The sequence below is a fragment of the Butyrivibrio sp. INlla21 genome, from assembly GCF_900116875.1.
Classification (GTDB): domain Bacteria; phylum Bacillota; class Clostridia; order Lachnospirales; family Lachnospiraceae; genus Butyrivibrio.
Map to the genome: position 1 here is coordinate 17674 of NZ_FPCC01000031.1, position 12120 is coordinate 29793.

The window sequence follows — 12120 nt, forward strand, 5'->3', positions numbered from 1 at the left end:
CGGGGAGATTAAGTAAGAGATATGACAAAAAGGGAGCAGTTTGGACAAAAGTTTATATATTTCATACTGATATTGTGGTTTAGTACAGAAGTGCTATTCAACTCAACTCTGGAAAAGATCATCTTTTGGAAAAAAGATGATTTGAATGCTGTTATGGCATATGCAGTGTTAGCGCTTTTGTTGCTACAAATTATTTTTTTTCAGGTATATCAAATAAAAGAATTGGTATTGATCGCTTTGGTTACTTTACCAATGGTTTTTGCAACTCTTAATTCCGGAAACAATAGAATGATTTCTACGTGGATATTTATTGTTGCTGCAAAATATATAGATTTTGAAATAGTAACTAAAATATCTTATTACGTAGAATTGGTAATGACACTTCTGGTTATTTATCTATTCATGAGCGGAGTCATATATGAGTATACTTTATACAGAGGGTCAGTACTAAGGCATTCGCTGGGATTTACGCATCCTAATCAGCTTGGAATACGTATTTTTCTTTTGGTTGTATGCAGATGCTATATAAGACGAAAGAAATTTAATTTTATTGATTGTGGAATAACTATAGCAGCTGCATATTTTGTCTATAGGGTAGCTAATTCCAAAACATCTTATTACGCACTTACAATTTTGGCGGTTATCATGATTTTCCATGCCCTTATGGGAAAACTTGGCGGAAACTTTGATAAATGGTCTAATTTGTTGATTGCTGCAGCAATAATATCTAATATATCCAGTTTACTATTTTCTTTAAAAGATATAAGAAAGATAGGGTTGATCAATAAGTTCGATCGTATTATGTCCAGAAGGTTTTCGCAATGTTATAGAACTTTCAAGTATTATGGGATCAAATTATTTGGTCAGGACGTTCAACTTATTGTTAACAGGCCGGGAGTGGGAAAACACTACCATTTTTGGCTTGATAATGCCTATATGTCAATTTTGCTTAGGTATGGACCAATAGTGTTCATAATGTTCACGGTGTTATATGTGTGTACGATGATCATGCTCAAAAGGATGCAACAGTATGTCCTTGTTGAGATATTGTGTCTGTATGCTATCTATGGAATTATGGAGAATAATTTTTATTCTATGTCGCAGAATTTGTTTTTACTGCTTTTATCTTATCCTATTTATAGACATCAGATCCAAACGGAAGCAGGTGGCCTTTTGCGAAAGATAAGAATTACTTGGTGATATGGCATATTATGTTAAATCACAGAAAGAACGAAGGAATGGATATAGCTGAATTTATTAAAACTATTGCAGATGACAAAGTAGATGCCTTTTTCGATGCTGAACATGCTGTACCCGGAAATAATGGCGCCTATATGTGCGAGGATACACCTGTGCGAAACACTGCGCATTGGTGCGTGATCTACAGTTATCTGGCGTTGAATTATTCAGAAAAGAAGTACTATGATCTTTGCAGGGTATTCGGAGATTATATAGTCGATATTCAAAATAAATCGTTAAGTGGATCAGTTGAATGTATATCAGAAGGCAGCTTTGACAAAATAAACGGCCTAATTGGGCAGGCGTGGGCGATAGAAGGCTTGCTGGCAGCATATAGGATAATAAAAAGCGAAAAATACTTAGATGCAGCAGAAAAAATCTTCAAGTCACAGATCTTTGATTCGGAATCAGGATATTGGAAACGCGTGGATATGGATGGCAATGATCTGGGATATGATTTGGTTTTTAATCATCAGATATGGTTTGCGGCCGTTGGAGCTGAACTTACAAAATATAGGAATGATCCGGAGATTATATTTCAGGTAAGCACTTTTGTGAAATGTTTAGGTGGTCATTTTAAGATATCGCCAAAGGGGAGAATCAAACATTTTGGTGATTTCAGAAAAAAGAAAACATTAAAGTATGTGATTAAAAGCATAACGGGATGTATACTTCCATACGGAATATGGAGATATAGCCCGGATAAGCTTCGACAAGGCACTTACGAGGATTCTTATCAGCTTTTTAATCTTTATGCTTTCGCTATTCTTTATAATAACGGATTTAAAGATAATACTTTTTTTCTCGGAGAAGCTTTTAAAAAAGCACTAGAATATGGACTTGATTTTGAGAATTTAAATAGAGTCTTTAATGTTAGTAAATATGAGTATTATCGCCCTGATGTAGATGTACAGTGTAGAACTGCGAAGTTTTCATATGCATACAATTCACCTGCTTTTGAGTATGGATATGTGGTAAAGACGTTTACGAGCATAGATGGAGAAAAGGAGACTCACAGACTATTAGAAATCCAGAACAATCTTTGTTATGACGAGAGGAAGAGGATGTATAGTCGAAATACTAAAGATGCGAATACATTAACGGCCAGAATTTATGAATTGATAAGATATCTGGAGATGCAGGAAAATGACTAAAAATAAATTAGCCAAGAATACTTTAATACTCGGTTTTAGCACTCTTATAAATAAGGGCCTTATGTTTATTATGTTGCCCATTTTTACCAGATGGCTTTCTACCGAGGAATATGGAACATATGATTTGCTGGCAACGTATGTTACCTTGTTGATCCCTATAATTACGGTGGCTTCAAGTAATGCAGTCTTCAGATTGGCTATAGATAAAGATTTTAAGGAACAGAAAAAATACATAGCAAATGGCTTATATTTTGTTTTGGCGAATCTTATAATTTCTGTTTTGATTCTTTGGGTCATTAATTATTTTGTGCATTTTCAAGTATTCATACCATTTGTTGTTATGCTTGTTTGTGAGGTGCTTGATAATTACTTTCAGGGATATCTTCGAGCGGTTAAGAAGCTTTCGATTTTGGGAATATGTAAGACTGCGACATCACTTGCAAATGCCATAATGATTGTAGTGTTTGTAAAGTTTTTTGACATGGGATTACCCGGACTTATATATGGGTATTCATGCGGGTTTCTACTTGATATCTTGTTGATTGTTTTTTTGACATCCTATTGGAAATATATATCACAAGTGGAATTTTCAATAGAGAAAATACGGGCGTTGATTTCTTATTCTTGGGCACTTGTTCCGAATGATATATGTTGGTGGATAATCGGAGTTTCTGATAGACAGATTATTTTCAGATTTATAGGAGCAGCCGCAAATGGAATATATGCGATAGCATATAAAGTACCAAATCTTTGTTCTGCTGTTTTTGGCGTTTTCAATATTTCATGGCAAGAAGAAGCAACGAGCTCTATTAGTCGCGCGGACAGATTACAACATTATAATAATGTATTGAACAAGATGGTATCGTTACTTCTCGCTTTGTGCATAGGAATCATTTCTTGTAATTTTATAATATTTGATTATATTTTTGATTCAAGGTTTTCAAGTGCAAGGCTATATTCTCCGCTACTGATCTCATCTGTGATTTACAATGTTGTTGCACTATTTTATGGAGGAATACAGATAAGTTTGAAGCGTACTAAGGCTAATGGCTTTTCTACTATCATGGGCGCAGCAGTGAATCTTATAATACATTTATCACTTGTAAGAGTAATAGGTTTATATGCAGCTGCCATATCTACTGTTGTATCTAATATGGTGGTAATGTACATAAGGAAAATCATGCTTAGAAATGATTATCGATTTATCATTTTAAAGAGACAATATGTATACGGATTGATTTTTATATATTTTTCAGTGGTTGGTATGATGAGATTGCCATTATGGATCAATTTGATGAATCTGGTTTTAGCCGGTGTGGTTTTTGCTTTTATAGTTATAGATACCATAAAGAGAAAGCCGTTCTTCTGTGATACTGAGTCGTTGAAAACTGATTGACAAAATGATATAATATGACTAATTCCGAATCGGATTCGGAATTAGTCATAATTCATTTATGAGGATAGATTATGAAATACATACACAGACATTTGGAGAAAATACTGCAGAAGGCAGAAAAAAACTATAAAGCAATCCTTGTTACGGGGGCAAGACAGACAGGAAAGTCCACGCTTATTAAGAACGTGTTTCCCGATAGAAAGATGCTGACTTTTGATGATCAGTTCCTGGAAGATCAGGCCAATGACGATCCCAATACCTTCTTGGCACTCAATGAGCCGCCTATTTTCATGGATGAGGTTCAAAGAGTTCCGAATCTTTTCAGGTACCTCAAGATGGAGTGCGACAAGGATGATGAAAGAGGCAAGTATGTTTTGTCGGGATCTCAGCCTTTCAGGCTTATGGATCTGGTTTCGGATTCTTTGTCGGGAAGAGTTTCCATCGTTGAGCTTGCGCCTTTATCACTTAGAGAGATAATGAAGGATTCTTTTTCCGAGCCTTTTATTCCTACCGAAGAATATGTGAAGACCAGAAACAAGACGGCTAAAGCGGTTTTCAATATTTGGGATAGGATTCACAGAGGAGGATATCCGGAACTTCAGAATCCGGAGATGGACTGGCAGATGTTTTTTGCTAGTTACGTGAAGACTTATTTGGAGCGAGATGTAAGGGAGTTGTCGGCAGTTCAGGATCTTGATTCTTTCAGAAGGTTCATGATCGCATGCGCTTCCAGAACCGGAGAGATTCTTAATTATTCCAATATCGCAGATGAAGTGGGAAAAGATGCTGACACGATCAAGAAGTGGATTTCAATCCTCGAGGCTTCCGGAATAATATACATTCTTGAGCCTTACAAAGCTTCCGCACTTAAAAGAACCATCAAGACGCCAAAGCTTTATTTCAGAGACACCGGACTTGCTGCATACCTTACAAGGTGGCTTACTCCGGAGACACTTGCAAACGGTGCGATGAGCGGAGCGTTTTTTGAAACCTATGTTATCTCAGAGATACTGAAATCATATTCAAATGCAGGGTTTGATTACAGATATTATGTATCTTACTATAGAGGCAAGGATAAAAAGCCCGATAAGGAATCGGAGATTGATTTCATCATCGAGCAGAACGGAACGCTTTATCCTATTGAGATCAAGAAGAACAGCAAGGTTAATGCCGAGATGACAAGCGCCTTTACTGTTCTTGATAAGATAGAAGAGAAGAAGCGCGGAATGGGCGCAGTGATATGTACATGTCCGGCTCCCGGCAAGCTTCGCGACAACATCTGGCAATTACCTGTTTGGTACATATAAACGGGATGGGAGAAGATTTCTAAACCAATGATAAAAACACTTATAAAACGAACAATATTAACGCTTCTCATCGGAACGGTGCTGGGATATTTGGCGCTGGTGGCGGTGTACGCGCTTCCGACGGGAAGGATAAGAGAAAATGTAAAGAACTCGCTTGGGCAGTACGAGGGAATGAGCAGCAATCCTGAGTGGTCGGTGGGGTATCAATATACGCTGCTTGATGACTACACGGACGTGACGTTCATTCTTGCTAATGCGATTTTCCCGGGAGAGGGTGATGATGCGAATCCGTTTTTGAATGCGGCGATCGTCCCGCACCATGATTACGTGGGGCAGAACAATGACGCGTATCTTGAACTTACGGACTATGACGGCGAGAGTTTTCAGTTTAATTATGTGAGATATTGGCACGGATATCTTGTGCCGTTGAAGCCACTTCTGCTGCTGATGAGCCTTAACAACGTCCGCATTTTGAATTTTGTTTTTGAGCTGATCATGATGGCGGTAATCCTTCAGCTAGCTATGAAAAAGACAGGAAACATGCGCCTTGGAGCGGCTCTTACGGCTGCGCTTATCGCGATCAATCCTGTGAGCTGTGCGATGAACTTCCAGTATGCGGCAGTAATGAACGTGACTTTGCTTGCGCTTTTGGCTGTGCTGCTTTGTCACGATAAGATCGACATCACGAAGGATGCGCCGATTCTTTTCCTCATCATCGGAATGACGGTCGTGTACGTAGACTTTTTGACATATCCGATCGTTTCGTTTGCGCTGCCTCTTTTGACCTATATGATCCTTAAGAAAAAAGAGCTGTTGTCTTCCGCAAAGAAAGGAATCCTGGCAGTTATTTCATACCTTGTATTCTGGGGCATCGGCTATGTCGGAATGTGGGGTATGAAGTGGATCGTAGGAACCGTTATTTCGGGCGGAAAAGAGAATGCGCTTCTTGAAGGTTTCGAACAGGTCGTTTATCGAAGCGGAAACGGCGAAGTGCACTATGGATTTATCGCGACGGTGCTTGAAAACTGCAGGATATTATTTGTAAAGCCGGTGCTTCTTGCGGCTGTGATCGCGATCGTGGCAGCAGTTGTCATCGCGATCAGGAATAAAAAGAACATCAAGATAAATGCGGCGGTTGTGCTTCCGATTCTGTTTGTCGGACTGATCCCGTTTATGTGGTATTTCGGTGCGCGCGAGCATTCGATGGATCACGCATATTTCACTTTCAGAAATCTTGCCGGCACGATCATGGCTGTGGTGCTGGCAGTCGGTGAGACTGTCTTTGTTTCTGCGGATAGCGGGCAGCAGGGATAATAAAAGGCGCCCAGACATATGATGCCAAGCGCCTTACATATTTATTAATTAGTTTTTTTGTCATAGTAGTTTATGATAAGTTTTGCGACACTCACAATGAAGCGGTTCGGGTGTCTGATGCAAGCATATAAGAGCTTATTGGCTTTTGAAGTAATGTCTACATCTGTGGACATTACTTTTTTTCTTATATCATCTTGTAAAAAGAGCTTTCTTACTCTGCCTGCGGTGTCGGCTGCGTCCGATCTTAGCTCGTTCTTAAGTACTACAAGGAGCATGATGACAAACTCTTTGTCGAGCTGTAGATTGCCGCTTTCTATCTTTTTATCCTGCAAGATTCCACGGAAGGTCTTGTCATTGAGCTCAAGGTTGCCGATAAGTTTGGGATTGTAGGCGTGCACCATTGAGCTTCCGACGAGCCTGTAGTGATAGAAATGGGCGCCTTCAGCGATGTAGAGTCTCTCGCAATCGCACAGGCACGGAAGCATGATGTTGACGTCTTCGCCCATGACGATGGCGGTGTTGCAGTATTTTATATTTGCTTGAATCAGCTCTTTTGATATGAGCTTCATGCAGCGTGATAGCGTGACGGGGCGAACCTCGTTGCCAAGAAGGTTGTTCCTAAGAGCGATAAGAGCGTCGCCCTTGTATTCGCCCGGGGCTGCGGCCTGCGTCTCTTTTCTTCTTTCACCTGCTTTTTCTACGATGTAATTTCCTGCAATGATCTCTGAGCTTGCAAAAGAACTGTCGGTGTGCGCGTAGAGCTTTTCAAGCATATCCGTATCGATCCAGTCGTCGCTGTCGACAAAGCAAAGATAGGGTGCTGTCGCGAGGTCTACGCCTGCGATCCATGAACTCATAAGACCGCCGTTTTCCTTGTGAAGAACTTTGATGCGATCGTCTTTTTGCTTATACTCATCGCAGAGTTTATCGCTGACGCCGTCGGTTGAGCCGTCATCGACAAGGATTATCTCTATATCTTTTAAAGTCTGTCCGAGCACGGAGCTTAAGCATTCGTCCATGTATTTGGCCGTGTTGTAGACAGGTATTATTATACTGACTTTTGGGTTAGAAACAGGCATGACGCCCTCCGTTTGTACTGTTTTTTATTATTATATATCAGAATCCTTCCATTCTGCGCTGCTTGCGAAGTGCGATTCTCTTCTCGGCGCCTTCCCACTCAGCTCGTTCGGATTCGGTCTTAACGTTTAGTCCGTATGGCACAAGCACAGGCGTATCGTCAGTATCGATGCAAACTTCCGTCAGATACGCGCGGTTGAGAACATGTCTCATACCGTTTCTTCTATCCTCAACGTAGGTGTCGACCCTGACTTCCATTGAAGTCTTGCCAACATGCGTGATCTTGCCGATCATCACAATTATGTCATCGAGCTTGGCGCCCTGCTTAAACTGCATATTGTCAACGGCCGCCGTCGCAACGGGATTGCCCGAATGCCTTACCGCAACAGTCCCCGCAACCTCATCTATCCAAGACATGAGAGTTCCGCCAAAAAGCCTGTTCTCACTGTTAATATCGCTGTACTTTACAACCCTGGTCCATTCCGTGACGGAATCTTCCACATTCTTGTTCGCAATCTGATGATCAACATGAAAAGCCTTACCCATACCATACCTCCGCTTGATTTGATACTTCTAATTTTACAGCATATGTGGCTATCTTTCTATACTCGGCAGGTTATTTGTTGTGATGAAAGCGCCATGCCGCTGCTATTTTGCGTCTTGACTTGTTCTTGCTTTGGAAGTATATTCTTATTGTTTCTATTTTGAGTCGTTCGACTCTGTGGCAGTTTGGTATGGTTTTGCCACACAAATCCCTTTTTAATGAAACGCCGATTGAGTATATAGGCATGTATATGCCAGGAATTGCTCGGTTTGCATGCCGCTTTGGAGTTGCGTTGAGATGGCATTTTGTTCATCAGACATGTATTTACAGGGGAAAAGAGAATTTGCATGCCGATTATTAGGTCTAGCAAATTACGGATTAAGGAATTGAGCATGTATACATAGAAGAGTGCAGAAAATGCATGCCGGGGCTCTTCGTGGTTGAACATGTATATTCCTAAAAAGTTGAAGGAAACATGCCGGGGCCAGATGACGTCGGCATGTATAAACGCGAAGGATGCCAATTTACATGCCGAAGGAAAAATTCGACGGCATGCGTATTGGTAAATAATTCTAATATACATGCCGGGCGCAAGAAGCATCGGCATGCATAACGGTGAAAAAATGCAATGTGCATGCTTGAAAAAGAAATAAGGAGGAGAAAACCATAGAGGATTACAGAAATGAACTCCAAGAGCAGGTGGGGCAGCTTGATCGACTCATCGCTCTTGCTGAAAAGAGATTGAAAAAGGAGAAGAACATCGAAAAGAGGGTCGTGTGTACTTCGCCGCGAAAAAACGGGTTTCAGTATTACTTGAGAGAGAAAGGGAAGCGCAAGTACGTAAAAACAAAGGACCTTGATTCCGTAAGAAGCATTGTGCAAAAGTCCTATGATGAGTCTGTGCATCACGTGCTTTTAAACCAGCGTTATCAGATTGAGCGTTTTCTGAAACTATATGATATCACGGCCATAGTAAGAACTTTTGAGAAGATGTCAGAGGCTAGAAAACAGCTGGTAGAGCCCTTGGTTCCAACTGATGAGCAGTATATTGAAGAGTGGTATGATCGGCATCATGGAGGACAGAATACATTTCCGATGCAAAATACATATATGACGGCGCGAGGGGAAAAAGTTCGTTCAAAATCAGAAAAGATAATTGCTGATTTATTTGATAAATACAAAATTCCTTACAGATATGAACCTATGCTTGAATTGGAGAGTGGGCAGAGTGTGTGTCCTGACTTCGTTGTCCTGAATGTTAGACGCAGGAAGACTTTATACTGGGAGCATTTTGGACTTGTTTCGGATGATGAATATGCAAAAAGGACTTTGAAGAAGATGAATATATACGAGGAAAGTGGATTTATTATCGGAAGAGACATACTGTTTTCCATGGAATCGGAAGAAGCTCCGTTAAACACAAAAATGTTGGAAAGAAAGATAAAAGATTATTTGTTATGATAATTCCCTAAGAATTGTTTATCACCATTGCATTTGCCGCTTTTGAGTGTTAAAATTTTGACATATGGCTTTTGAATAATACATAAAAGATAAATTATGTGGAGGTTTTTTTATCATGAGTAAGAACTTTGATGACATTTTGGCTAAGCTTAAGACAGCGACAACCAAGAAGATGTCTGTTGCCGTAGCGCAGGACACACACGTACTTGAGGCTGTTAAGGTGGCTAAGGAGAGAGGAATCGTTGAACCCATTCTCGTTGGTGATAAGGATGAGATCGCGAAGAAGGCAGCAGAGGTTGGAATGAACCTTGACGATTACGAGATCATCGATGTTAAGGATACCATCGAGGCAGCTCGTACAGCGGTTTCACTTGTACATGACGGCAAGGCTGACATTTACATGAAGGGTGCTTTGGAGTCTAAGGATTTCCTTAAGAGCGTTCTTGATAAGGAAGTTGGTCTTCGTACAGGTCGTCCTCTTTCACATGTTTGCGTGTTTGAGATTCCCGGAATCGATCGTCTTCTTTTCCTTACAGACGTTGCATTCATGCCCTATCCGACACTTGAGGATAAAAAAGTCATCATTGAATATACAGTAGATGTAGCTAGAGCTTGCGGCGTTGATTGCCCTAAGGTTGCTCCTCTTGCAGCAGTTGAGGTTGTTAACCCCAAGATGCCCGTTACAGTTGAGGCTGCTGAGCTTACAAGACTCAACGAAGAAGGCGAGATCAAGAACTGCATCGTTGACGGACCTCTTTCAATGGATCTTGCTATCGATCCCGAGGCTGCTCAGCACAAGGCAGGCGCTCTTGACAGAAAGATCGTCGGTGACGCCGATATCCTTCTTTTCCCTGATATTCACGCAGGTAACCTTACATACAAGACAATCGTAAGACTTGCCAAGGTTAAGAACGGTAACATCCTTACAGGAACAAAGGCACCCGTTATCCTTACATCAAGATCTGACAGTGTTGAGGTTAAGGTTAACTCAATCGCACTTGCTGCAGTTGTTGCCGCTGAGAGAACTTGATGAGGTTCTTTCGAATCTAGTTCGAACGTCTTCCGGCGAGGGCTTGTCCCGAGAGCGGAAGTTCATTATGAAAAAGAAAGGAAAAGACCATGATAAAAAGTTTAATTATAAATCCCGGTTCAACTTCTACAAAGGTCGGCATCTTCGAGGATGAGACTCTTGTAAAAGAGGAAACTTTAAGACACAGCACTGAGGAGATCAATCAGTACGCTACAATTATCGATCAGAAGGATTTCCGTAAGAACATCATTCTTGATTTCCTTAAAAAAGAAAACATCGATATCAAATCATTCAACGTTATCGTGGGAAGAGGCGGACTTCTTCGTCCCATTCCCGGTGGCACATATGAGTGTACAGACGCTCTTCTTGAGGACCTCAAGAAGGGAGTTCAGGGACAGCATGCATCTAACCTCGGCGGTATCCTTGCTAGAGAGATCGCTGATGAGATCGGTGTTCCTTCATACATCGTAGATCCCGTTGTTGTTGACGAGATGGATGAGGTTGCTCGTATTTCAGGTATTCCTGAGGTTGAGCGTGTATCTATCGATCATCCTCTTAACCAGAAGGCTGTAGCAAGAAGATATGCAAAAGAGATCGGTAAGAAGTACGAAGACATCAGCGTTATCGTTGTTCACATGGGCGGCGGTACATCAACAGGCGTTCACAAGAACGGCAAGATGGTAGACGTATTCGCAGCGCTTAACGGTGACGGCGCATTCTCACCCGAGAGAGCTAACGGTATCCCCGCTAAGGCACTCGTTGATCTTTGCTTCTCAGGTAAGTTCACATACGATGAGATGAAAAAGAAGATTGTAGGTGGCGGCGGACTTAACGCTTACCTTGGAACAAACGATATGAGAGAAGTTAACAAGATGTGCGAAGAGGGCGATAAGAAAGCAAATCTTATCCGAGACGCATTCATCTATCAGATCTGCAAGAACATCGGCGCTTGCGCTACAGTTCTTAAGGGTAAGGTTGATCAGATCATCCTTACAGGCGGTATCGCTTACGGACAGGTTATCACAGACAAGATCAAGGATCGTGTTGAGTGGATCGCACCCGTAACCGTTTATCCCGGAGAGGACGAGCTCCTTGCACTTGCACAGGGCGCTATCCGCGTAATGAACGGTGAAGAGGCTGCGAAGACTTACTAAGGTTTTTACGAGTTAGTCTGAGCGTCCTTCCGGCGAGGGCAAAGCCCGAGAGCGGAAGTCCCTTATTATTAAAATATATGATAATCAAAAGCTGTCACGGGAATTATTCCTGCGGCAGCTTTTTGCAGTGCGCCTAGCGGCGCACGTTTCCAACGGGTTAAAGTCCCGAATTCGCCCGGTAGTGGGAAGGATATAGCCGAAGGCAAGGGTGTCCATCGCGAGGTGGAATCTGAAGGAAGCTGGATGTGAGGAACATACTAACTCACGGGCAAATCTCTGGTCTGACGAACAGAAATCTCATATGAGGTCATGCATGAGGGTAAGGCTACTGCACAAGTCGAAACCCCATAACTACACGGAATCATGCATGATAGATGAGGCAGATGGATGGAGAGGAAGAAACGTGTGGTACCTAGGGAGGTCTGCGTGAAATGCTCTGAAAGG

10 protein-coding genes are annotated in these 12120 nt (G+C 41.6%); 8 read left to right on the forward strand and 2 right to left on the reverse strand.

The genetic code is table 11. The features are described from left to right. Positions 1–21: 21 nt before the first annotated feature. The 5 genes from BM377_RS13865 to BM377_RS13885 all read left to right on the forward strand — a co-directional run bounded on the left by BM377_RS13865 (position 22) and on the right by BM377_RS13885 (position 6410). Entirely contained in the window at positions 22–1200 is a 1179-nt protein-coding gene (locus BM377_RS13865; RefSeq protein ID WP_092249790.1) for a hypothetical protein, read from the forward strand. A gap of 11 nt (positions 1201–1211) precedes the next feature. Further along, on the forward strand, positions 1212–2393 hold the full coding sequence (locus BM377_RS13870) for a glycoside hydrolase family protein (RefSeq protein ID WP_092249793.1): 1182 nt from the start codon (positions 1212–1214) through the stop codon (positions 2391–2393). Then, positions 2386–3789, forward strand: a complete 1404-nt coding sequence (locus tag BM377_RS13875) for a lipopolysaccharide biosynthesis protein (protein WP_092249796.1) — start codon at positions 2386–2388, stop codon at positions 3787–3789. The genes BM377_RS13870 and BM377_RS13875 overlap by 8 nt, the downstream gene beginning before the upstream one ends. Positions 3790–3860: 71 nt before the next feature. Next, complete coding sequence (locus tag BM377_RS13880) at positions 3861–5096, forward strand: ATP-binding protein (RefSeq protein WP_092249799.1); 1236 nt, start codon at positions 3861–3863, stop codon at positions 5094–5096. A 27-nt stretch (positions 5097–5123) separates the two neighbouring features. After that, complete coding sequence (locus BM377_RS13885) at positions 5124–6410, forward strand: hypothetical protein (protein ID WP_092249802.1); 1287 nt, start codon at positions 5124–5126, stop codon at positions 6408–6410. Between the two features lie 44 nt (positions 6411–6454). Here the strand turns inward: BM377_RS13885 and BM377_RS13890 are convergent, their stop codons facing one another. Then, complete coding sequence (locus tag BM377_RS13890) at positions 6455–7489, reverse strand: glycosyltransferase family 2 protein (protein ID WP_092249805.1); 1035 nt, start codon at positions 7487–7489, stop codon at positions 6455–6457. A 37-nt stretch (positions 7490–7526) separates the two neighbouring features. Continuing rightward, positions 7527–8033 (reverse strand): acyl-CoA thioesterase, encoded by a 507-nt coding sequence (locus BM377_RS13895; protein WP_092249811.1) that lies wholly within the window; start codon positions 8031–8033, stop codon positions 7527–7529. 697 nt (positions 8034–8730) lie between these two features. Here BM377_RS13895 and BM377_RS13900 point away from each other — a divergent pair. The 3 genes from BM377_RS13900 to buk all read left to right on the forward strand — a co-directional run bounded on the left by BM377_RS13900 (position 8731) and on the right by buk (position 11676). After that, positions 8731–9492, forward strand: a complete 762-nt coding sequence (locus BM377_RS13900) for a hypothetical protein (protein ID WP_092249814.1) — start codon at positions 8731–8733, stop codon at positions 9490–9492. A gap of 115 nt (positions 9493–9607) precedes the next feature. Then, the gene (gene ptb / locus BM377_RS13905; RefSeq protein ID WP_092249817.1) at positions 9608–10522 is read left to right on the forward strand and encodes a phosphate butyryltransferase; all 915 of its coding nucleotides are present in this window, start codon (positions 9608–9610) and stop codon (positions 10520–10522) included. 89 nt (positions 10523–10611) lie between these two features. Further along, a complete protein-coding gene (gene buk, locus BM377_RS13910) occupies positions 10612–11676 on the forward strand; it encodes a butyrate kinase (RefSeq protein WP_092249820.1) in 1065 nt (354 codons plus the stop codon). Positions 11677–12120 lie beyond the last annotated feature (444 nt).

Bases quoted from the DNA above. Each gene is read 5' to 3' on its own strand.
- BM377_RS13865 (WP_092249790.1), top strand. From the start codon at position 22: ATGACAAAAAGGGAGCAGTTTGGACAAAAGTTTATATATTTCATACTG.
- BM377_RS13870 (WP_092249793.1), top strand. From the start codon at position 1,212: ATGTTAAATCACAGAAAGAACGAAGGAATGGATATAGCTGAATTTATT.
- BM377_RS13875 (WP_092249796.1), top strand. From the start codon at position 2,386: ATGACTAAAAATAAATTAGCCAAGAATACTTTAATACTCGGTTTTAGC.
- BM377_RS13880 (WP_092249799.1), top strand. From the start codon at position 3,861: ATGAAATACATACACAGACATTTGGAGAAAATACTGCAGAAGGCAGAA.
- BM377_RS13885 (WP_092249802.1), top strand. From the start codon at position 5,124: ATGATAAAAACACTTATAAAACGAACAATATTAACGCTTCTCATCGGA.
- BM377_RS13890 (WP_092249805.1), bottom strand. From the start codon at position 7,489: ATGCCTGTTTCTAACCCAAAAGTCAGTATAATAATACCTGTCTACAAC.
- BM377_RS13895 (WP_092249811.1), bottom strand. From the start codon at position 8,033: ATGGGTAAGGCTTTTCATGTTGATCATCAGATTGCGAACAAGAATGTG.
- ptb (WP_092249817.1), top strand. From the start codon at position 9,608: ATGAGTAAGAACTTTGATGACATTTTGGCTAAGCTTAAGACAGCGACA.
- buk (WP_092249820.1), top strand. From the start codon at position 10,612: ATGATAAAAAGTTTAATTATAAATCCCGGTTCAACTTCTACAAAGGTC.